Genomic DNA, 21,489 nt, shown 5'->3' on the forward strand with positions numbered 1-21,489 from the left:
AATATTTTTCTTCTTTTTTTTTTGGGCGTTGCAGAAAAAAGGCCTATTTTTTCACGGTCTTCTTTAATCCGAACGACAACTTTAATTATATCGTCACATGCCGTGAGCTGCCTGCCTTTTTCCTGCCGGGTGTTCCAGGGCTTCGCGCTCTCGCGCTCCGTAGAATGCGGCTTTTCCGCATTCTATGCTTTGCACCCTTCCACCCCCTAACGCGGATGCTATGCTAAAAAACACAGTGTTCCCAGTATCAGTTTTCTATATCCAGATATTTACCGTAGACCCAGCCGTCAGGGTAACCCTCGGCGTCAACTTTATACCAGTACCATTTTTCTCCGTTAATTTCAAAAGGTTCGTCAGATTTGTCTTTGATTTCGACTCTATCACCTTTATTCAGGAATCCCCATGTATCGCTTTGTAAATTCGGCTTTGTCCTAATCCGCACTCGACTATCGCTGAGAATTGCGTTTTGAAGCGGGATTTTTGCAGGTCCTGAGATACGATGACGTAATATATTTGGACCTGCAAAACTATCCCAATTATTTTCTAACCACTCATTTTCAATCCAAAAAGTATCATCATCGATAAAATGTATGATTAACTCTAAATCCCAATAATTATTTATAGCTTCAACATATCTTGAAACATTCAATATAATTTTACTTTTACCTTTGTATTCGATATTTCTAATTGAAAATCCCCACAAAGTGGCATCGGAAATCATATTATTGGCTATATCAATATCCATTGTTGTATTTGGTTCGTTTTTTGCTTTTCCCCATGAATAATCTTCATATAGTAAATTTTCATTTTTCTCAGGAGATTTTAAGTGCCAAATATAGCTCAATGAATCTATCCAAGTGCCATCCAATACTGGATTTGAAAACATATAAATACTCGACAAAACTTGAAAAACACAAAACAATAATTTCTTATTTACCATATAATAATACCTCAATAGCAGTAGGTTTTCCTGTACTCCAAGCAGGATTATATAGGATAGAATTATTAACACTACCTAAAGTAAAATGATCAGGTTTATAAGGAACTCGAATTCTATTTCCAATTACTTCTCCATTTACATTGTCCCACCAAGAACTTCGTCCTATAGAAATTCCTAGATTTGAATATCCTATTTGTTTAAGAACCAAAGAAGACAAAGAATCTGGTTGATTTACTAATGCATTATTTGAATTAACATAATACTTTAATTCTTTTGTATCATGAGTTATAAAGCTACTAGTCGTTGCTTGATTCCAAATATCTGTAATAGTTCCTGTATCAAAAATATTACCAGTCAATAATTGTGGATAAGCTATTGTTGTCATAAAATTACAGCCCCAATTATTTATTACTGAATTTAACCCTGCATCTCCCTGTTTTAATAAGTTATCTAAAAATGGATTATTTTCATCTATGTTGAATAATTTTGTACCCACTCCATCTTTTCCATATACTGAAAACTTATATTTGTTTTCTAGCCCAGCTGGGGTCTTTAAATCTATTATATGCTGAGTTACAAGATTACTGTATTTTTCTGCCAATATTGATGGAACTTCATGATCACGAGTAAAACCTAAATCGACTCCCCATGCTTGTGCCAATTGACTATCCACTGTATTGTTATAATATGTATTAAATATTACATCAGATACATTTAATCCAGAGGCAACCATAAAATTAAGCATCTCTATCTTTTGGCCGCCTTTTGCTGTCGACCATTTAAAATCTCTAAAGTTTGCATTTGGATTTAAAGGTTTCATGTCTACACCCGTCATTAGTCCTTGTGCAACCAAGATTTCTTCATCTGTAAATGCTGCATACGCTTTTCCACTTGTATTATTGATTATATTCAATAATCCTGTTTCAACTCCGTTTCCGCCTAATGTGTCATCCCGTGGTTTATCATGTCGTGAACCATCTACTGACACATATTTACCGTTTTCGTCTTTCAACCAGCCTTGACCATCATTAACTAATTGTCCGCCATGGGTCATCTTCCAGTAATCCGTATCTCCCGTATTCTCCACCCAGTTATCAATATTACCTACGGAGTAGGCCATCTCCTCTACAATTTTATTGTCCGGAGAAAGACCAAAAAGACTGTTTATAGCCGTATATGTTACAAGTCCTTGTAAATGAGCTACTCCTTCTACTCGGTTTCCATAATAATGAGTTCCTTCATGGCTTAATACAGTGCCAAGTTTGGCACTTCCGTCTTTTCCTCCTCCCAATAAAGTGTCACTTATCGTTACCGTATCACTACCTATTTCGTATTCTCCATACCCTTCTGTGTTACCATAAGATACATTAAGTTTTTCTTTCCATATATCATTTGCAAGATTTTGATTTACTATATCTTTTGTATAGCCCAACATGTTTATACTATTCAATGTGCTTGCTGTTTCTATCTTTCCGTATTTCCAGGAGCTTACCTTCGATGCTTCTTTTGCTCCTCCGGCTGCACTCATCAGATTTTGAACGCTTACGTTCATGCCTCCCATACCTATTTTACTGCTTACTCCGTTTTTTCCAACGCTCAGTTCAAATAAACCTACTCCTTTTACACTCGCCAAGTTGAACGTCGCGTTTCCTGTCATCGCAAAACTTACCGCACTGCTCGCCACTCCTCCGGCCAATCCGTTCAGCGCTGCTATACATTGGGTATTAAAGGTGTTGCCGTTTAACGTTATTCCGTTTCCGTCACGCAGGTTTATTCCTCCCATTCCGCTTCTTATTCCGGCACTCAATGCTCCTGACACACTGCCTGCACTCGTCCATCCGGCGTTGCCCGCTTCCCAGTTCATCCATTCCTTCGTTCCAAGCTTACTCAAGTCCAGCGCGTTCACATAATTGTTCGCCACACTTCCCGCGTAAGAGCCTGCGGCACTTATTCCCGCCTGGGCAAATATGTTCGCTGCCTTGCCGCTCTTCGATAACGCGGCTCCTGCGGCGTTCCCCGCCCACTTCGTTACGTTTCCTACTCCCCTGTTTACCGCTTGTGTCAGTGCTTTCTTTCCCAGTTCGTTTCCTATCTGCTCTACTGTTTTATATCCTCCTCCCAAGTCCATTCCTGCAAACAATGCGTCGTCTACATATCCCAGCCACCACTGCTGGCCGGTCGCGCTTCCAACTACTTCCAGCGCTATCTCCGTTACTTCTCTCAGTGTCGGCGCTTTCAGCCAGGAGTCGCTGTCATCCCACAGTCTTTTGTCGTATCCGGGTTTTCCCAGTTCTGCCATTCCCTGCCGCGCTTTCATACTATTCCATTGAAAGTCCAGCATTATATAGCTCATCTGTCCTCGCCCTTTTGCTTCTACGTTGCTTTCCTTGCTTTTGCTCAAATCAAGGTTTTCTCCGCTTTTTAGCTGCGCTGCGTATCCTATATGTTCTCCCAGTTCTCCGTCTCTCACCGTTACAAGGCTTTCGCTTATCTTCTGATATTCTTCTCTCTCTTTTTCACTCAATTTATCATACTCTTTGTTCTTCAGTTCTTCCAGTCTTTTCAGTTTCTCCTCGTTCTTCTGTTCCGCTTTTCCGTATTCTTCTTTGTTCTTTCCCTCTCCTACTTCTCTCGGTATTTTCCACTCTTTTACTTTTCCCTCTTCTTCTTTTCCGAATATCCTCTCTGCCCATTCTTTCATCTGTTTCTGTGCTTGCTCTATTATCAGCAGTACTTGTATTCCTTCCGCTTTCTCAATCGTTTCGTCTCTCAGTCTTTCATTCATTTCCGGCAGGGCCGTTTCATAGTATTCATATCGGTGCATTCTCTGGTTTTCCCTTACCGCTTTGAACAGTACTGCTCCTACTATCGCTTCTCTCCGGATTTCTCCGTCCACTCGGTAGCCGTTGTTCAGCGCCAGCGTTTCTTCCCATTCTTCCATTCCTCGGTTTTCATCTTCCAGTCTTTCTCCGTACGATTCTCTTGTCTTTTCAAGCATTTTTCTTGCCTGCTGCGCTGCAAGTCTTCCGGCGCTTTCTTCCAGTTCTTCCCGAATTCCTTCCACTACCTGTTTCGCTTTTACGTATTCTTCACTGGCTGTTTCTTTTCTCTCTACTCCTCTTTTCACCACGTTTCCCGCATTTTTTCCTCTTCCTTCTATGTCTCCCGCATATTTCATCAGTTCTGCCAGTTTCGTTCCTTCAAGCAGTTCTCCTGTGTATTTTTTTATGTCTATTTCCCTCTTTTTCATTTTTCCTATTTCTTTCGTTTGTTTCAGCGTTTCTTCTATCGTTTTCTCTACGTTTATTTCGCTCTTTCCTGCTGCCTCAAGTCGCAATCCGGCTTTCGCCGTCTTGCTTACCGAGTTTAGAAGCCTCTCTGCGCTCGGTTTCTAAACTCGCCTGTTCTAACATTTATTTCGTCAATCGATCAACATTTTTCTTCTTTCTTTTTTGGGGCGTTGCAGAAAAAAGGCCTATTTCTTTCTTTTTCACGGTCTTCTTTAATCCGAACGACAACTTTAATTATATCGTCACATGCCGTGAGCTGCCTGCCTTTTTCCTGCCGGGTGTTTCAGGGCTTCGCGCTCTCGCGCTCCGTAGAATGCGGCTTTCCCGCATTCTATGCTTCGCACCCTTTCACCCCCTAACGCGGATGCTATGCTAAAAAACACAGTGTTCCCCGGAGAAGTTAATTGTGAATAGGTTGTTGTATACCAAATCTGACAACCAAAACTCCCCCGATATAACCACCACTACTCAATGAATCTGCATTAGTTTTTCTCTCCTCAAACCAGAATTAGTTAACAATTACTCAATATCTTTTGTTACTTTTAAGTTATGAAATCTCCTTTATCTAGATGTAAAAGTACATATAATTTTCATTAATTTATTATCTTCAAAAGTAAAGTTACATACAAATGTAAATAACCCATCTTTTACTGTATAAGAAACAATATCAGAATTTACTTTATCTGCTTTACCTAATACATTAAATATATCTTGTTTATCCATTCCAATTCTTATTTCTGGTAGCAAAAACTCATTTCCAACAACCTCGATTTTATTTTTTTCATGGTAAAATAGATTACCTTTAAAATCAGAAATTACACCGTCCTCCGTTTTTCTTTGCAGTCCCCGTGTTAATAATGCATTCTGCTGATAAAAATAAATATCATAAATAATATCATATTTGTTTTTTATTTTTTGAATAAAGATTCCACTAAACGATAAATTATATATAGAAACATTTCCCATTTCTTTGTTTATTATTGCTAATAGATTTGCTTCATTCTCATAAATGATCTTTTCTTCTATTTCTTTTTCTTTCATTATTTCACTAAAATAATCAGATGTTATTGTACGAATTTCCTGAAAATCATCATTTATTTCTTTTTCATAATTTTTGTTATACAATAGTTTTATTTTTGATATTTCTACTTTTTGCATTTCACTTTCGATTGTTAGACCATCTATGGCTTGTTCAACTGCATCATATTTTATATCCAAAAAGGCTCCATAAATCCAGCCGTCAGGATAACCGTCCGTTTCAACTTTATACCAATAGTCGTTCATGTTGGCTATTTTTTGTTTGTCAGCAGTTTTGTCTTTTATTCTCACTTTATCACCAGTATTAAGAAATCCCCATGTATCACTTTGTAAATTTGGCTTAGTTCTAAGTCGTACTCGTGTATCGTTAAGGAGAGCATAATTTTGTGGTATTTTTGCGGGGCCTGAGAGGCGATAATAGAGATTTTCCTTACCATATACAATACCTGTACCATCTAAATCACCCATTAAATACATAGTATCTTCATCAAGGAATATACAATCTATTACCCTATACCAACCTGTTTCTTTCCCTTCAACTGAGATTGTTATTTCAATTGTGTTATTTGATTTTATCAAATATTCGTCAATTTTCCAGGCTCTAGTCTCTATATTTTGAAAAATTCCATTTGAAATATCAAATCTTAGGCTCCAGGCATATCTACCTAGTTGTTTGTGTTTGTTTTCCATAAGATATTTATATATATCCTCAGCAGCCCAACAACTCCCATCAATCGTTTTAATATCATAACCAAAACATAACACTTGAATAAAAATAAATATCACAAAAAAAAGATTACGTTTCATTTTTTCTACCTCTTATTAATAAAGATCGGCGTGTAACTTTGATTACCAGTAGCCCAACCAGGATTGTATAAAATATTATTCATAAAACCACCTGTCGTAAAATGATCATACTTTATTTTATATGGAACTCGAATTCTATTTCCGATTAATTCCATGTTTTTATATTTTTGATATCCAAATTGATTATTGTTAATTAAGCTTTCTAGTGATTCTATTTCTGTATCGTTCTTTATAACAATATTTTCATCTGGTTTTTTCTTTGTGCAACTTAGACAAAGAGTTCCAACGAGCAGTATAAGGAATATCTTCGTTATAATGAGTTTATTCATAAATCATCTCCTTCTTATATATATTATAAAAATAAGTCGGGTCATACACTGTCTGCTGTTTCCATAGCTGCTTCACTACCATGAATCACCTGGGAAATAAATAAACCTACGGCCGGCAACCGGTTTTGATATACCGAACATCAGTTTTCTATATCCAGATATTTACCGTAGACCCAACCTACTACTCATTCTCATATTTAGTAATGACTGCTGTTATACAGGTGTCATCCCATTTTTCACCTTTATATACTTCTTTTATTGTAAATTTGACTCTATCTACTGCACTTGGAAAATTGATTTCTGCAAAGTGTACATAATCTTCAAAGGTATATTCAAATTCAAAAGGATTATTTTCATCTAATGATGTTATTACTGCTGTTTTTACTCTGTTGTTTGCTTTATATAAATATCTTTTAAATAAATCTACATACCCATTTAATACTACTAGATTATCTTTTGGTTCTGTAAATTCTATTGTTAAGTATTCACCGATTCCTGAAGAATTATTTACTTTACCGGCTACCCATGGATTATGCCTAATCCAAGTAGGATGTGCTCCATCAATAAATAAACAATTTAGTATTTCTGGTTTATACTCTATTAATCCTGATTTTGTTTTTTCTATTAAATATGACGATGCCTTAATATTTTTAATATCAAAATTTTCTAAAAACAATTGAGCACCTACTGCATCAGTAGGTTTTGAAACCTCTTTTATTAATTCTTCATATGAATAGGTTTTAACAACCTCAATTGTATTTCGTATTTGAGACAAAAAACTTTCCCCTGGAATTTTAGAAAACTTTGCAGTAGACACATCTATAGAAGAATCAAACAAACAAAAATAATTACCACCTTGTATAGTATAAGGTTTATCAATAACAGAACTGTCGTCATATTTAATAAACAAAGGCAAAACTACATTACACTGTTGCCAACCGTTTTGAAGTGTATCAATATTATTTTTTGATATGACAACAGAATGGGTACCACCATAATACCATTCAATTCGATGTCCATTTTCTATGTTAAACACTCTAAATGTTTTACTGGTAAAAGTTTGTAATTCTTCTGAAACTATAAAAAATGAAATTAATAATAACATAAAAGAAAGTAAAATTCTTTTCTTCATAAATTATCTACATTCGTTTTTGCGACGGTCTTCCACACGCTTCGCCTTTCCTTCGGCAACGGGCATGGAACCGGGTTCTTTCAGCTCGACCGCGGGATTGATCGTGATAAGCGCGGAAAGTTCCGCCTTGATTTTATCGCGGAGCGCGTTCAGCACGCGCGCGTCGTCGGCAAACATTTCGGGCGTAACTTCCGTCTGAACGATGAGCCGGTCGAGCACGCCGTGTTTTTCTACTATTATAAGATAATTGGCGCCGACGCCGTGCATTTTCAGCAGCACCTCTTCAATCTGACTGGGAAACACGTTGACGCCGTTGATAATAAGCATATCGTCGGTACGCCCCGTAAAACGGGCGATGCGCCGGTGCGTGCGGCCGCACGGACACGGTTCGGTAACGACGCGCGTCAAATCGCGCGTGCGGTACCGTAAAAGCGGCATCGCGTCGCGGTGCAGGATCGTCATCACCAGTTCGCCGATTTCTCCGTCGGGAACGGGCTCAAGCGTATCGGGATCGATTATTTCCATTATATAGCGGTCTTCCCACACGTGCATACCTTGCCGGAAAACGCATTCAAACGCGGTACCCGGCCCGTTCAGCTCGCTCATACCGTAACAGTTGTAAACTTCAATGCCGAGTTTATCCTGAATCTTGCAGCGCAGCTCCTCCGAATGCGGTTCCGCTCCGGTAACAGCCAGGCGCCAGGCAAAATCGCTGCGCGCGAAGCCGGATTCTTCTATCGCGGCGTGCAGATGCAGCAGATAACTGGGCGTCGCGTGCGTAACGGTCGTTCCGAAATCTTTCATGAACTTTATCTGGCGCAGCGTGTTGCCCGAACCGGTGGGAATCATCGTCATACCGAGCCGTTCCGCCCCGTAATGAAACCCGAGTCCGCCGGTAAAAAGCCCGTACGTCATCATATTCTGGCACGTGTCGCTCTTCGTGCAGCCTGCGGCGGCAAGAGAGCGCGCCATCGTGTCGGACGCCATATCAAGGTCGCGCTGAGTCAAATAAATGACGGTCGGCGTGCCGGTCGTACCGCTCGACGCGTGAATGCGGACGAGCTCGTCTTTGGGAACGGCGAGCATACCGAACGGATACGCTTCCCGCAAATCCGTCTTGGTGGTGAACGGAAGCCGCCGCAAATCGTCGAGCGATTTAATCGACTGCGCTCCCGTAACGCCGGCCGCGCGTAAGCGATCTTTATAGAACGACGTACGCAGCGCGTGATCAACCTGCACGCGAAGCCGCTCCAGCTGCAACGCGCGCAAATCTTCACGGCTCATCGTTTCGTTTTTTTTATCCCAAAAAGGTATTTCCCGATTCATACAGACTCCTATAAAAAGTCACTGCGGCACCATTACGCCGCACCTTTCATGCAGACTTCTATTCCGTATACGCCGAACGCAGTGCGGTGATATTGATGCAGGCAAGCTGCGGATCTTTACGGCCGAAGCGTTCGGACACGGCTTTTTCCACCGTTTCGATGGAAATGGGAATATGACCGAGCGCCGCGCCCACGAGCACCATGTTTTCGGCTTTGATATTTCCCGCTTGTTTGGCAAGTTCCGCGGATTCAACGATGCGGCTGCCCGGAATCGCGCGGATCGCTTCGTACACCGATTCCAATTCGGGATAATTGGGAATATTGACGAACGCTTCCGCCGCGGTAATCAGCGCGCCGTCGGGAGCAAGCCACGACAAATACCGTAAACTTTCAACCGGTTCCATCGACAGAATCATATCCGCACACCCGCAGGGAATCAAATCCCCCGCGATCGGGGCGTCGGATATGCGCAGATGCGCCTGTACGCCGCCGCCGCGCTGACTCATTCCGTGTACTTCGGACTGGCGCACGTAAAGCCCTTCGTTCATCGCCGCCGTTGCAATAACGGCTGCAATCGATAAAACACCCTGACCGCCGACCCCGGCAAGCAATATATCGTATTTCATAATCAAGTCCTTCTTATTATTTTTGGCACGGCGCGGCGGCTTTTGCAGCTTTTGCGGCTTTTTCAGCTTTTGCGGCTTTTTCAGCTTTCGTTCTCAAACGGAACGCCTCAAGACATTCGCGCACCATAATGACGACGGAAACGCCGCGATATTCGGCTTCTTCTTCTATAATATGTGCGTTTTCTTCGCGATTCGCCGGATTCGCCGCCAGAACGCGGATATGCTCCGGTTCCACGCCGATTCCCTTAATCAGCCCTTCAAGCTTGCTTGACGGCAGAATCGTCGGCTGACAGCCGGTCATGGCTACGATTGAATTGTCGAGCAGCAAAATCGTAACCGGCGTCTTCGAGGCAACGCAGTCTATCAGGTTCGTAATTCCCGAATGCAGAAAAGTCGAATCGCCGATAACGCCGAACGCGTATCGGACGCCCGCAACGGCAGCGCCGCGCGCCATGCCGACGGAAGCCCCCATACACACGACGGTTTCAACCGCGTTAAACGGCGGAACCGCACCCAGCGCGTAGCAGCCGATATCGGCGGCAACGACCACGTTGTCCTTACCGGACTTTTCCGTAAGGGAGCGAACCGCCGCGTTCAGCGACGTGTACGAATCTGCGTGCGGGCAGCCGCTGCACAACTGCGGCGGACGGCCGGGCAGTTTATCGATAAACTCCGCGGCGGATCCCGCCGCACGAACGGCGTCGAGCGCGGTTTTATTTGCCGGCAGACCGAGCGCGGCGCGCACGACGTCGGGATTCAATTCACCGGAACGGGGCAGCCGTCCGGACAATTTGCCGACGACGTTCACCGCTCCCGGCAGAAGCCCTTTCAGTTTTTTTTCTATAAAAGGCATACCTTCTTCTATGACCAGAATCGTCGAAGCGGTTTGCGCCAATTTTTGAAACGATTCGACGGGAAGCGGCAGCGCGCCGACGTGCAGAACGGACGGAACCCCTTTTCCGGGAAACTGCGCTCGGCAATACGCTTCGTAATCGGCAAGATTTTCAAGATAATAATTGCGGCCCAAACTGCATGTAACGATCGCCAAATCGGTACGCGCCGGATTCAGCTTCAGCGTGTTCCAACGGGAAGCCTCCGCCCACTGCAAAAGTTCCGTCTGTTTGTCGAGCATTTTTTCATAATTTTTACGGGCGAGCGCGGGAAGCAGCATCCAGTCCATGCGGTCCGCTTTAGAAAGCCCGTTCCGCTCCGCCGGTTTTTCCGCCGGATGAACGACTGCGCGGCTGTGCGCAAGACGCGTTACCATACGCATAACGACCGGTACGCGTTTTGATTCGGAAAGCGCGAACGCGTCGCTCACCATTTCATACGCTTCCTGCTGCGTGGTCGGCTCGAAGCAGGGAACCATCGCGAAATCCGCGTAATAACGGGTATCCTGTTCGCCCTGACTCGAATGCATTCCCGGATCGTCGGCAACGACGACGATCAAGCCGCCTTTAATACCGACGAGCGACGAGTTCATGAACGGATCGGCGGCAACGTTCAAACCGACGTGCTTCATCGTAACCATCGTCCGTTTACCGGCAAAAGAGGCGCCCAGCGCGGACTCGTAAGCGGTTTTTTCATTCGCACACCACTGCGCGGCCGCACCGTCCGCAGACCGTTTCGTTTTTTCTATTAAATATTCAAGAATTTCCGTAGAGGGAGTTCCCGGATAGCCGAACGCAGCGGACAGTCCGGCATCAAGCGCACCTTGCGCGAGGGCTTCATCACCCAATAACACGACATCGTTCATTTCAGACCTCAAATTGATAATTATTTCCATTATATAAGCAATGATTCAGTCTGTCCACTATTTTTTCAGTACGGGCGCCGCCGGTGAGCAATCGCGGCGTCATAACACCTATACGCGGCGTAAAAAAATACGGATTTCGGTATATTTTGTGCGCTTTTTATATAGTACAGAATTCACGCTTGTGATACTATCCAAGAAAAGACTGTGCCGAGAGGTGAATGCATGATCAAAAAAGACGAGTATATTTCCGAAGCAGAGTGGCAGCGGTTTCTTGCTTTTTCGCAGGAGCTTGAAACCCCGTGTATCGTTGTAAACCTGCGTACCATTAAAAAAAATTATATCAAACTGCAAAATTCGTTTCCGTTCGCGGCAATTTATTACGCGGTTAAAGCCAATCCCGCGAACGAAGTCATTTCGCTCGTCAATCAGCTCGGCGGTAATTTCGACATCGCCTCGCGGTACGAACTGGATCAGGTTCTGGCGCTCGGTATATCTCCCGATCGGATTTCGTACGGCAACACGATAAAAAAAGCCAAAGACATCGCCTATTTTTACGAAAAGGGCGTGCGGATGTTCGCGACGGACAGCAAGGAAGATCTCAAGAACATTGCAAAATACGCTCCCGGCTCACGCATTTACGTGCGGATTCTGGTTGAAAACTCGGCCACGGCGGATTGGCCGCTTTCCCGAAAATTCGGCTGCCATCCCGATATGGCGTACGACCTGCTCGTTCAATCGCGCGACTCGGGACTGACGCCGTACGGCATTTCGTTCCACGTCGGCAGTCAGCAGCGGGATATCGGTCAATGGAACGACGCGATCGCAAAAACGAAATATCTGTTTACGGCGCTTGAAGAAGAAGAAAACATCAGACTGTCCATGATAAACATGGGCGGCGGGTTTCCCGCGTCGTACGTTCAGCCCACGAACGATTTGAGCGAATACGCTTCGGAAATCACGCGGTATCTGCACGACGACTTCGGAGACAACGTTCCGCAGATCATTCTGGAACCGGGTCGCTCGCTCGTCGGAGACAGCGGCATTCTCGTCTCGGAAGTCGTACTCATTTCGCGAAAAAACAACACGGCGCTCTACCGGTGGGTATATCTGGATACCGGAAAATTCAACGGGCTGATAGAAACGCTCGGTGAATCGATCAAATATCCGGTGCTGACCGAAAAAGACGATCCGTCGGCAAAAGAAGGCGAAGTCATTCTGGCCGGTCCCACGTGCGACAGCATGGACATCATATACGAAGATTTCAAATACAAACTGCCGCTCGATCTGAAAATCGGCGACCGCGTATACGTACTTTCCGCGGGTGCGTACACGGCCAGCTACGCTTCCGTCTGTTTTAACGGCTTTCCGCCGCTTAAAACGTATTTTATGGATTGACGCCGTGCGCAGGTTCGGACGGCGGCGCTATTGGCCGAACGCGCTTTCCAGCGCGACGGTGAACATCGGTTCGAGCGCCGTCAGCCGCTGCTCCTGTGCCAAACCGTGTCCGGAAACGCACGAGTCGGTGTGCGTAAGAACGGAAAGCGCTTTTTTGCCCAAAAAAGCCGCCGTGCAATACAGCGCGTACGTTTCCATATCCTGTACCAGACAGCCCATTTTTGCCCACGGTTTCCACGATTCCTGCGCGCCCAGCGCGTTGTACTCCGAAAACAGATCAGATGAAAACACGCCGCCCGCCGCAAACCGGTAATTGTGAGCGCGCGCAGAAGCGGCCGCACGCTGCAGTAACCCGAAATCGGCGCACGGCGAATAAGTTCCCGGAAGGCGGTACTGATACGCAAAATTGGAATCGGTGGAAGCGGTCATCGCCAAAACCAAGTCGCCGGGCTGCAGTTCCTTTTGCAGACCGCCGGCCGTACCGATGCGTATGATCCGCTGCACTCCGTAGGTACAGAACAATTCGTACGAATAAATACCGGCGGACGGGCCGCCCATTCCCGATCCCATAACGGTAACCGGATTACCGTGCCAGGTTCCCGTAAAGCCGAGCATGTTTCTGACGGCGGTAACCCGTTCCGCGGTATCGAACACGTGTTCCGCAATATACTGCGCCCGAAGCGGATCGCCGGGCAGCAATACGGTCGCGGCTATCTGTCCTTTTTCCGCACTGTTATGAGGCGTTGCCATAAAAACCTCCTAGGTAAGATCGCAAAAGACGGCGTTCGCCGCGGCTGCCAAATGCTGAGGATCAAGCGCAAGCTGGACGCCGCGCACACCGGCACTCACGTATACGGTGCCGAACAATTGGGCCGATTCGTCTATAAACGTTCTGAAACGGCGTTTCATACCGAGCGGAGAACAACCGCCGCGGACGTATCCGGTGAGCGCGTTCAGCTCGTCGGGTTTTACCGACGCGATTTCCTTTGCCCCGCACGAGATGCGCCCCTTTTTTGCGTTCACTTCAAGCCGGGCGGGAACGCAGAATACGCAGATTTCCTTTGCCTCGGTGCGCATCACGATCGTTTTAAACACCGCGGCGGCATCGAGATGCAGTGTTTCGGCGATACGGACGGCGGCGCCGAGTTCCAATTTGTGTTCGCCGTCGTCGTCGTATAAAAGCACTTCGTACGGTATGGAAGCGTCTTCAAGAATCCGCATCGCGTTCGTTTTCTTTATCCGGTTCGCTGCACTCATGCGCATATTGTACACGGGAACGCGGCACTCATGCAATACGGTCAGCATTCTGCAAGAAGCTGTTTTGCTTGCGCTCGATAGCCGGCTGTCAGTAAATCCGATTTTTTGATGACGGACTTTAAAAGCCTGCGAGCATCGTTTATGTTTTCCGTTCCGCCTTCAAACAGATATTCACGGGCAGTTTCTAAATTCATTTTGAGTTGGATGTTTAGAACTGAGTTTGAAACTTCCGGGAGAGAGCGGGCTTCAGTTATTGCCTTCTCATAGCAGGTTCTGCCTTTTTGCAGGTTATGCATTATACGGAACTGGTATAATCCCCACGTCGCAATGGAAAAAGGGCTTTGAGATAGTATTGATCTGAAAGTATTGAAGATATCTTCAGGAACAGGCTCTTTCAGCTCCAGACATAAAAATACAATGTTGTTTAAAATTGCATTTTTATTTTTTATGTTTACATTCTTTCTATAGGTGTACAGCATAAAATCTAAAGTTTGAACTACTAAATTACCTCCATGAGAAATGACATCTGTTATAGTAAAAAAATTTATAATATCATAACAGGCAAAAAGTTTTATTTGCGAATCATTTGAATCTAAAAAAAACGCCTTGAGAAATTTAATGTAAGTTTCGTTCTCTCCTGTTGAACGCAAGGCAATTCTGTATTGTCTGAAATAGTTTCGGTAATTATTTTCTGTCGGAAGAAAACTTGCTTCTCCGTTCCATTTTTCAAAAAACTTTTTAGTTTGCGTAAACTTTCCTTGAATATTTAAAATCATCATATAATTGCTAAGAATTGTTTCAAGTGTGGGTTCCTTTTTCGTATTTGAAAATGAATATTTATGTAATGCTTTTTCTATGTTTCTTTCTGCTCGGATAAAATCCTTTTGGCGATAATTACACAAAGCAATATTGTTCCAAACTGTTGCGCCATCTGCAGCATCTTGTACGATAGGTTGTAATCTTTCCAAGCAATCAGTTATTTTGTTTTGTTTATAAGCACAGAAAGCAAAATTATTTTGAGCATCAAAATAAAAAGATGATTTATTTGAACTTGCAAGCGCCAAAAATTGAGCAAGCTGCTTTTCTACAAAATCACAATCTATTTCTATAAGACCTGAAGTTAAAAAAGAAAGGGAAGGAACATACTGAACGTCTGTAAAGCATGCCGTTTTAAGCCAAAAAAGCGCTTTTTTTATAAGACGTTTATTATGAAGGGACTCTTGTAAGTATAAAATGGAAAGCGCATTTGCAGCGGCAGCTGAATTGTTTGAGACATAAAAGGCTTTTTTTAAATAACGGATTGCTTTGCGTGGTTCATTATTTTGAATAGTAAAAAAAGAGTATTGAAAATAAAGCTCAAAAGAAGGTTCGTCATGTTCTGAAAAATAATGATTAAATGCTTCTTCTGCTTTTTGCATTTCTTCTTGCTGCATGTAAAAGCCGGTAAGTTTTTTTATAGAAGAAGATGTATTTAAGTTATACAAGATTTTAAGATTTTCAGAACTGTTTTCATTTTTACGAAGTCCGTTTTCTGCAATAGCTTCTTTGTAAGTCGGGTGCTCTTGATTTTTTATTTGAAGCAAAAAGTTTTCTTCACGCTTATAATCGCCAAGCTGTTTGTAAAAAGATGAAACTCTATAAAAATACGTGTCTGCACTTTGCTCGTCATTTGCAAGTAAGGAATTATCATTTATAAAAGTTTGGAGTGCATCTTGAATCATGCAAATTTCCGATAATTCTTCTGATGCTTTGTCGTTTTTAACGATTGCAACGGAATCAGTTTGGTTGTCCTTAAAAAATTTGCAGTTTAAGCGGAGTACCAGACCGTTACCGGGAATGCAGGTATCTATGGTTTCCGGAATCTGGTAGATAATTACAGGTTTTTCTTCTTCCAATTGTTCGTCGTTGTTAATCATTTTAGAAGGCTCCTCTGTAATTGTTCTTCTCTTTCCGGTGCATTTTTTGAATCTGTTTACGCTGTTTTCTTATTTGTAAAAGATGAGCGTTTTTTAAAGCCCGTATAACAGTTCGTAACGTGTTTTTTACATCCTCTAAACCTTCGTCTGCAATTCTTTTTCTGTAATCAAAATTGCACATGCTTTCTATTATTTTTTGCAGTTTGTTTTTTTCGTAATCCGGAATAACGCTGTTTTCTGCAAATTGCGGAATGTTCAAATTTGCCGCATAAGAAGAAAGAAGCGAATTGTATTTATTGATGCGTTGGGCAAAATCTCCGCCAAAATCATTTTCATCTACTGTGCAGTAATTTATGGCTTTAAAAAATTCCGTGTTTGCGTCTTTCATTGCATTAAAATAAAGGCGTTTATCTAAGAGTTCAAAAAGCATGCAGCCGAGTGCATAAATATCAGCTTTTCGGGCAAGTTCACTATTATTAGAAAATCCGTTTGTAAGTTCCGGCGCGGCATACAGTTTTGAAGTCTGAACGGCCGGTGAATATTTTTTTATTTTTCGCTCAATATCTTCCGTGGCAAGCGACGAACCGAAATCAATTGTTTTTACGACACATTTTAAGTTCTCAGTTTTTCCCATAAAATTGGAAGGCTTAATATCCCTGTGACAGATGCCGTTTTTGTGTAATGCTTGTACGGCATGTATTATGCTTATAAAAATAGTAAGACGATTTGCAATATTTTCTAAACTTGTATCTTTTGCATCAAAAAAAGCTTTTTTAATATCTTTATCAAGATTTTGCGTTGCTATGTAAAATACCGTTTCCCTAAAAGCTTTATCATCGCGGAGAAGGTCTATTTTTGTTGAATTGAATGATTTTACAATTTGCTGGCATCGTTTTTTATTTTTAAGATATTCAAGAATTGCAGATTCCCATTTAAGATTTTCTTCGTCGTTCGTTGCGTTTTGAAAAGCGGGATTCGTAACTTTTAAAACAACTTTGCGTCCGGTGACCGCATCACATCCTTTAAAAATAAAATACCTGGACGTTTCTCCGTTGCCAGCCGCGTATAACGATTTGACACATTGTAAGTTGTCAAAATATTCCCGCAGTGTGTCACTATTCAAAATCGCTTGAACGGTAATGCTCTGCGCAAGTTCCAAGTTTTCTTGCGAATTGTCATAAGGTAAAACCGCATTGCATAACGCGGACTCTTCTTCTTGTGAATAAGATTGCGATAAACTGTCTCCGATATGGTTCATTTTATAAGGATACAATGAATAGTGTGAAATTGCAAATTTTGTTTAGTATGTCCGCTAAAACCGCTTATTCATACTGATAAAAGGATTTTTGCCACTTGACAATTATTTCATACGGTTGTACGCTATTAACATGGTGTAAATAATTGGTAATCAATTTGATTACGCTATGTTTGAAGGCGGTGCAATATGGGTGAAAGGGAATACGGTAAGTTTTTAAAACATCTCAGAATCAATAATGAAGAGATGCTGCAAGATATGGCACAAAAACTGGATATAAAATCTTCATATTTAAGCGCTATAGAAAGCGATCATCGTGATATTCCGGTTGATTTAACAGAGAAGATCAGTAAGGTTTATAATCTTTCAGAGGAAGACAGGCAAAAGCTGCATCAAGCGGAGCTTGAGCGGGATCGTAAAGCGGTGCAGCTGGATTTGGAAAAAATAAAGGATAATGTACTTGCAAAAGAAACAGTGTTGTCGTTTGCAAATAGGTTTTCGTCATTAACAGACGAACAGTTATCAGCCATTCAGGATATTCTGAATAAAAAAGAGGAGGTCTGTTATCGTATTGATTGCGAAAAGTAAAGCCGTTTAAGTTCTGGTACAACTTAAAACGGCTTTTAGGTCAAGAATAAGGATAAACCTTTTCTAAATCTGACTTATAGAATTTAGTTTATCCTTGTTCTTTTGTCAATGGCTGTGATGCTCAAAAGCACACATGCAACAACAATAACGCATAAGCAATAAAACGTTGCTTTGCAAAAGTCCGATAAAGGACGAGGAAACTTATTATGGTAAATATTTATACCAGCGTAAATTCGCTTAACACTGCAAAAAGCAAGTACTGCTTTAGAAGTACAATCGATCAGACTTTAGACACGGAACAGTTAATTCAAGAAATTGTGCGCTATCACTCTTCTTTTACAGAAGCTGATGCTCGCGCGATTCTTTCCGTTCTGGATGATAAAGTTACACAGTATGTGAATATGGGCTACAAAGTGGAACTGCCTTTTGGGTACGTTTTCTTGAAAGCAAACGGCACTGTAAATGGAATTAACGACGGTTTTTTACCGGGAACGGCAAATCACAGAATTACCGCAAATTTTACTTTTAAGGAAAATTCTGCGGAAAGTATGATAAAAGGGGCCGTTTATCGTATGGCGGGAAGCGGGTATACGATTCTTCCCGTAATCAAAGATGTTAATTCACTTACTGATGAAGGAAAAGAAAGCACAGAACTTAACTTTCATGCCGGAGCCATTGTGCGTATAAAAGGCAATCATCTTTCGTTTGATTTAACTGATTCCGTTCAAGGTGTGTTTTTGGTCAACGACTCAAAGAATGAAATTCGTTGTTCAAAATATCATAATATTGGAACTAATATTATTGATGCGTATGTGCCTGCCGGAACGGCAGCCGGAAGTTATGAAATTAAAATTGTAACGAAGCCCGGCTCCGAGCGTTACGAAAAATATCTTTACTCAACAATAGTTTCTATTGATTCATAGTATAAGAGATTTGGTAACGTAAAAAATGGTAGTCCTTGCAGGAACGTACGTATTCTGCAAGGACTTTTGTGCAAAAAGTTACGATTCAAAAAACGAGATAAGCCTTTCATTTTTACAGAAGTCCCTCAATCGCATGTATCAGCATATCAAATGCAAAAACTCATAAAAGTAGAGATTTAGCTTATTATGGTTTATGCATAATTCTTGAAACAACGCCGATATACAAAAACATTCCGGCTTTATTATCATAGCCTATCTGAAATTCAAAAGGAACAGCATCAAATAAAGTATACCCGATTCCTCCCCCAACTTGATACAACCAATCAACATCACTGGAATTTGTTATCCCCATGCCTCCGTTTGCAAAAACAGAAAGATATAAACAAGAAAACGGATTTATATTTCTTATAAAATACCAGCGAGGTTCGATTTCAAAAGCCTGAATGATATTATATTTTGTTTGTCTTGATGAAAAATTTAAACGATTTGTAAAAGTTGCAAAAGATTTTCCTACATCAAAAAATGTATCAGGTGTTACATCTTTCACTTCTAAATCCTGAACATAAAAAGATGAATACAAAAATCCAAGTTCAATTGCATCAGAATATACAGTAAGCGGAACAAAAAGTTTTATATCATAATAAGTAAATTTTTCAGAAGGAATCAGAGAAAAATTTGATTCAATATTTAGAGTACTTTTAATAAAGCCTTTTTCAACCAAAAAAATATCAGCACCGATTCCGAGAGCAGCCATATCATAAATATCAGCTTCATTACTTACAGAAATGTACTTCTTTTTGCCCAATACAAAAGGTAAATAAATTCCTCCTCTTTTCATTTGAAAATCAAGTTTGTTTTTGTTATAAAATACATGATTATTAAAAGAAACAAGAGAGGGTAACAATTCATAATGCAATTCAGATGTAAAGCGAATTTGCTTTAATGTTAAACTGATCCCAGCTAAAGATGCTAAAGAATAAGAATCGTCTGAATCGAAATTAAAACCAACAAAGGGAAATATCCCCCAGTCATTTTGTCTATATTCATAGCCAATTTTTATATTTATAGGAAGTCCATAATAATTCATATCTAAAGAAAGCTTTGACCTAGTTATGAAATTCTCTGAAAAAATTGAACCTAAAGTTAAAATTAACAATACGACAACTAAAAGTCTTTTTTTATTCATATGTAACTCCCAAAATAAATAAACTATCATCACTCAAAGATTTTTTTAAAATATCACCTGTCATATAAGACATTTCAAATTTATATTTGCCTAACACAAAAGATGCTTTATTAATAATTTTCAATTCATTTTCACTAGAATATTTTATAAAAAAAACATTATTAAGATATGTACCTAAATCCATATTCATATTAAAACCACAAGAGAAAACTTCATCTTTAAACAAAAATTCAATTTTAGGTGTAAAAATAGACTCTTTAACAAAAAAAGATTTATCTATAGAAGCTAAAAAGGAATAGTTTTGGTTTTCAGAAAAATTTGAAAGTAGAGAAGCTGCAAAATATAAAGAATAGTCATTTTTAAGGAAAAACTGTGTATCCAAAGCAAATTTGATTTTCGAAATATCAGGACTATCAAATTTATAATCATAATCGACACAAAATCCAATCATGGTAGATAAAGTATTATAAGTATAATAAAAATATGGATTTGTATAGTCAGGAATTTCATAATAGTCAATATCAGGATCAATTAAAGCACCTAAAGTCACGGTATGCTGATTTAAATACAAATCAAATTTACCATACCATTCCGTACTATCATTAATTTTTTGAGAAACACTTTGAGGGATAATCGGATTATAAATATAGCCATGCCCCATTGAATAAATATTTTTTGATAAAGAAAAAACTGCATTTTCAAACAAAAAATCAAACTTAAAACGATAAAAATTAAGAAAACTATTTTTATTTTTTAGCGAAAGGGACGGGCTGGCTGAAAAAATAATATAATCCGATATAATTTGAAAATTTAAAAAAAAGTTACTTTTGTTTGTAAAATAAACTGATGGTGTATATTCGGTTTTTTCAATAAATGAATAATTTTGAGAAAGATTAAAACCCAAATCTAAAGAAAAAATCCCTGTTGTAAAAAAAGAAAAAATAAAAATAAAAATTTTTTTTACCATACTCATTTTATCTCTAAATAGGGAATTAAATTTTGAAATTGCGTATTTGAGAAAAGAACATTCGGTATTTTGATTTTACTGAGCGACGAAGTTATATATCTTTTAATAGTTGATGTATTAAATAAATGATTATGGATTTCAATATCTGAAAAATATTCTATTCCATCTACAAATCCTGTCTTATATATTAAAGTTTTAATTGGAGTTTTGTTTTTATCCATAAAGGTTATTTCATATTGTTTTAATGATTTTTCTTTTAGGTAAACATACGGGTATACCATTTGTTTTAATGATTTTTCTTTTAGGTAAACATACGGGTATACCATTTTTTTTTGAAACTCGTTCTAATAATAGCCCTTGTTCATTATCATCAACCGCTTTTTTATAATTTTTTTCATAATCAATACGCAAAATATCTTGTATTTCCATTTCATCAATTTGAAAATTCCCGGATATTTTTAGAGGACTTTTTAATTTTCCATTTAATATCCAATAGCCTTGAGGTGTACTCAAAAAATAAGTACCAGACAAGGAGGTAACTTGTGATTCCCCTGAAAATATGGTTATTGCCGATTTCTCATCTACAAATTTATTATCCTCAGCAACCAGCATTTTTTGTAAAGATACATATTGCTGGGTTCCTAAAATATTATTAATTCTAATAAATTCATCATAAAAAGAAATATCATTTTGGGAAAAACCAAATATCGAACAGCTTATAAACATTAAAATGCAAACAGTTTTTTTTATAAACATAAA

Annotated in this window: 19 protein-coding genes; 3 read left to right on the plus strand and 16 right to left on the minus strand. The window is 40.4% G+C overall.

Annotation, left to right across the window (positions count from 1 at the left end):
• Nucleotides 1–247: 247 nt before the first annotated feature.
• The 8 genes from TREBR_RS10225 to TREBR_RS10260 form a co-directional block, all read right to left on the minus strand.
• Nucleotides 248–940 (minus strand): SH3 domain-containing protein, encoded by a 693-nt coding sequence (locus TREBR_RS10225; RefSeq protein WP_013759100.1) that lies wholly within the window; start codon nucleotides 938–940, stop codon nucleotides 248–250.
• Entirely contained in the window at nucleotides 930–4,277 is a 3,348-nt protein-coding gene (locus tag TREBR_RS10230; protein WP_041610417.1) for an autotransporter outer membrane beta-barrel domain-containing protein, read from the minus strand. The genes TREBR_RS10225 and TREBR_RS10230 overlap by 11 nt, the downstream gene beginning before the upstream one ends.
• Before the next feature lie 514 nt (nucleotides 4,278–4,791).
• The gene (locus TREBR_RS10235; protein WP_013759102.1) at nucleotides 4,792–6,075 is read right to left on the minus strand and encodes an SH3 domain-containing protein; all 1,284 of its coding nucleotides are present in this window, start codon (nucleotides 6,073–6,075) and stop codon (nucleotides 4,792–4,794) included.
• A 5-nt stretch (nucleotides 6,076–6,080) separates the two neighbouring features.
• On the minus strand, nucleotides 6,081–6,404 hold the full coding sequence (locus tag TREBR_RS10240; protein WP_013759103.1) for a hypothetical protein: 324 nt from the start codon (nucleotides 6,402–6,404) through the stop codon (nucleotides 6,081–6,083).
• Between the two features lie 181 nt (nucleotides 6,405–6,585).
• Nucleotides 6,586–7,536: an NADase-type glycan-binding domain-containing protein gene (locus tag TREBR_RS10245; protein ID WP_156786653.1), complete on the minus strand. Its 951-nt coding sequence runs from the start codon at nucleotides 7,534–7,536 to the stop codon at nucleotides 6,586–6,588.
• A 3-nt stretch (nucleotides 7,537–7,539) separates the two neighbouring features.
• On the minus strand, nucleotides 7,540–8,862 hold the full coding sequence (locus TREBR_RS10250; protein WP_013759105.1) for a phenylacetate--CoA ligase family protein: 1,323 nt from the start codon (nucleotides 8,860–8,862) through the stop codon (nucleotides 7,540–7,542).
• A gap of 58 nt (nucleotides 8,863–8,920) precedes the next feature.
• On the minus strand, nucleotides 8,921–9,487 hold the full coding sequence (locus TREBR_RS10255; RefSeq protein ID WP_013759106.1) for an indolepyruvate oxidoreductase subunit beta: 567 nt from the start codon (nucleotides 9,485–9,487) through the stop codon (nucleotides 8,921–8,923).
• Between the two features lie 16 nt (nucleotides 9,488–9,503).
• Entirely contained in the window at nucleotides 9,504–11,243 is a 1,740-nt protein-coding gene (locus tag TREBR_RS10260; protein ID WP_013759107.1) for a thiamine pyrophosphate-dependent enzyme, read from the minus strand.
• A 222-nt stretch (nucleotides 11,244–11,465) separates the two neighbouring features.
• Between TREBR_RS10260 and TREBR_RS10265 the strand changes: the two genes are divergently transcribed.
• Entirely contained in the window at nucleotides 11,466–12,638 is a 1,173-nt protein-coding gene (locus TREBR_RS10265) for a type III PLP-dependent enzyme (protein ID WP_013759108.1), read from the plus strand.
• A 27-nt stretch (nucleotides 12,639–12,665) separates the two neighbouring features.
• Here TREBR_RS10265 and TREBR_RS10270 read toward each other — a convergent pair whose 3' ends face one another.
• Genes TREBR_RS10270 through TREBR_RS10285 form a run of 4 tightly spaced genes read right to left on the minus strand, consistent with a single transcriptional unit; the run spans nucleotide 12,666 to nucleotide 17,069 of the window.
• Nucleotides 12,666–13,388, minus strand: a complete 723-nt coding sequence (locus TREBR_RS10270; RefSeq protein WP_013759109.1) for a purine-nucleoside phosphorylase — start codon at nucleotides 13,386–13,388, stop codon at nucleotides 12,666–12,668.
• Nucleotides 13,389–13,397: 9 nt separating this feature from the next.
• On the minus strand, nucleotides 13,398–13,895 hold the full coding sequence (locus TREBR_RS10275; RefSeq protein ID WP_245523712.1) for an aminoacyl-tRNA deacylase: 498 nt from the start codon (nucleotides 13,893–13,895) through the stop codon (nucleotides 13,398–13,400).
• Nucleotides 13,896–13,936: 41 nt separating this feature from the next.
• Nucleotides 13,937–15,811 (minus strand): tetratricopeptide repeat protein, encoded by a 1,875-nt coding sequence (locus TREBR_RS10280; protein ID WP_013759111.1) that lies wholly within the window; start codon nucleotides 15,809–15,811, stop codon nucleotides 13,937–13,939.
• Between the two features lies 1 nt (nucleotide 15,812).
• Nucleotides 15,813–17,069: a protein kinase domain-containing protein gene (locus TREBR_RS10285; protein WP_013759112.1), complete on the minus strand. Its 1,257-nt coding sequence runs from the start codon at nucleotides 17,067–17,069 to the stop codon at nucleotides 15,813–15,815.
• Between the two features lie 186 nt (nucleotides 17,070–17,255).
• On the opposite strand from TREBR_RS10285, the gene TREBR_RS10290 reads away from it, so the two are divergent.
• On the plus strand, nucleotides 17,256–17,654 hold the full coding sequence (locus TREBR_RS10290; RefSeq protein WP_013759113.1) for a helix-turn-helix domain-containing protein: 399 nt from the start codon (nucleotides 17,256–17,258) through the stop codon (nucleotides 17,652–17,654).
• 206 nt (nucleotides 17,655–17,860) lie between these two features.
• Nucleotides 17,861–18,577, plus strand: a complete 717-nt coding sequence (locus TREBR_RS10295) for a DNA-binding domain-containing protein (protein WP_013759114.1) — start codon at nucleotides 17,861–17,863, stop codon at nucleotides 18,575–18,577.
• A gap of 184 nt (nucleotides 18,578–18,761) precedes the next feature.
• On the opposite strand, the gene TREBR_RS10300 is transcribed toward TREBR_RS10295, so the two are convergent.
• From TREBR_RS10300 to TREBR_RS10310, 4 genes are read right to left on the minus strand one after another with little or no spacing between them, the layout of a single operon-like run.
• Entirely contained in the window at nucleotides 18,762–19,763 is a 1,002-nt protein-coding gene (locus TREBR_RS10300) for a hypothetical protein (RefSeq protein ID WP_013759115.1), read from the minus strand.
• Entirely contained in the window at nucleotides 19,756–20,730 is a 975-nt protein-coding gene (locus TREBR_RS10305; RefSeq protein WP_156786654.1) for a hypothetical protein, read from the minus strand. The genes TREBR_RS10300 and TREBR_RS10305 overlap by 8 nt, the downstream gene beginning before the upstream one ends.
• A 2-nt stretch (nucleotides 20,731–20,732) precedes the next feature.
• Nucleotides 20,733–20,951 (minus strand): hypothetical protein, encoded by a 219-nt coding sequence (locus tag TREBR_RS14325; protein WP_156786655.1) that lies wholly within the window; start codon nucleotides 20,949–20,951, stop codon nucleotides 20,733–20,735.
• Nucleotides 20,952–20,961: 10 nt separating this feature from the next.
• Nucleotides 20,962–21,486 (minus strand): hypothetical protein, encoded by a 525-nt coding sequence (locus TREBR_RS10310; RefSeq protein ID WP_041610419.1) that lies wholly within the window; start codon nucleotides 21,484–21,486, stop codon nucleotides 20,962–20,964.
• Nucleotides 21,487–21,489: the final 3 nt, after the last annotated feature.

The sequence above is a fragment of the Treponema brennaborense DSM 12168 genome (assembly GCF_000212415.1).
Lineage (GTDB): Bacteria > Spirochaetota > Spirochaetia > Treponematales > Treponemataceae > Treponema_F > Treponema_F brennaborense.

What these genes read in the sequence shown, in the direction of transcription:
- TREBR_RS10225 (WP_013759100.1), bottom strand. Translation starts at nt 940, where the DNA reads ATGGTAAATAAGAAATTATTGTTTTGTGTTTTTCAAGTTTTGTCGAGT.
- TREBR_RS10235 (WP_013759102.1), bottom strand. Translation starts at nt 6,075, where the DNA reads ATGAAACGTAATCTTTTTTTTGTGATATTTATTTTTATTCAAGTGTTA.
- TREBR_RS10240 (WP_013759103.1), bottom strand. Translation starts at nt 6,404, where the DNA reads ATGAATAAACTCATTATAACGAAGATATTCCTTATACTGCTCGTTGGA.
- TREBR_RS10245 (WP_156786653.1), bottom strand. Translation starts at nt 7,536, where the DNA reads ATGAAGAAAAGAATTTTACTTTCTTTTATGTTATTATTAATTTCATTT.
- TREBR_RS10250 (WP_013759105.1), bottom strand. Translation starts at nt 8,862, where the DNA reads ATGAATCGGGAAATACCTTTTTGGGATAAAAAAAACGAAACGATGAGC.
- TREBR_RS10255 (WP_013759106.1), bottom strand. Translation starts at nt 9,487, where the DNA reads ATGAAATACGATATATTGCTTGCCGGGGTCGGCGGTCAGGGTGTTTTA.
- TREBR_RS10260 (WP_013759107.1), bottom strand. Translation starts at nt 11,243, where the DNA reads ATGAACGATGTCGTGTTATTGGGTGATGAAGCCCTCGCGCAAGGTGCG.
- TREBR_RS10265 (WP_013759108.1), top strand. Translation starts at nt 11,466, where the DNA reads ATGATCAAAAAAGACGAGTATATTTCCGAAGCAGAGTGGCAGCGGTTT.
- TREBR_RS10270 (WP_013759109.1), bottom strand. Translation starts at nt 13,388, where the DNA reads ATGGCAACGCCTCATAACAGTGCGGAAAAAGGACAGATAGCCGCGACC.
- TREBR_RS10275 (WP_245523712.1), bottom strand. Translation starts at nt 13,895, where the DNA reads ATGAGTGCAGCGAACCGGATAAAGAAAACGAACGCGATGCGGATTCTT.
- TREBR_RS10280 (WP_013759111.1), bottom strand. Translation starts at nt 15,811, where the DNA reads ATGATTAACAACGACGAACAATTGGAAGAAGAAAAACCTGTAATTATC.
- TREBR_RS10285 (WP_013759112.1), bottom strand. Translation starts at nt 17,069, where the DNA reads ATGAACCATATCGGAGACAGTTTATCGCAATCTTATTCACAAGAAGAA.
- TREBR_RS10290 (WP_013759113.1), top strand. Translation starts at nt 17,256, where the DNA reads ATGGGTGAAAGGGAATACGGTAAGTTTTTAAAACATCTCAGAATCAAT.
- TREBR_RS10295 (WP_013759114.1), top strand. Translation starts at nt 17,861, where the DNA reads ATGGTAAATATTTATACCAGCGTAAATTCGCTTAACACTGCAAAAAGC.
- TREBR_RS10300 (WP_013759115.1), bottom strand. Translation starts at nt 19,763, where the DNA reads ATGAATAAAAAAAGACTTTTAGTTGTCGTATTGTTAATTTTAACTTTA.
- TREBR_RS10305 (WP_156786654.1), bottom strand. Translation starts at nt 20,730, where the DNA reads ATGGTAAAAAAAATTTTTATTTTTATTTTTTCTTTTTTTACAACAGGG.
- TREBR_RS14325 (WP_156786655.1), bottom strand. Translation starts at nt 20,951, where the DNA reads ATGGATAAAAACAAAACTCCAATTAAAACTTTAATATATAAGACAGGA.
- TREBR_RS10310 (WP_041610419.1), bottom strand. Translation starts at nt 21,486, where the DNA reads ATGTTTATAAAAAAAACTGTTTGCATTTTAATGTTTATAAGCTGTTCG.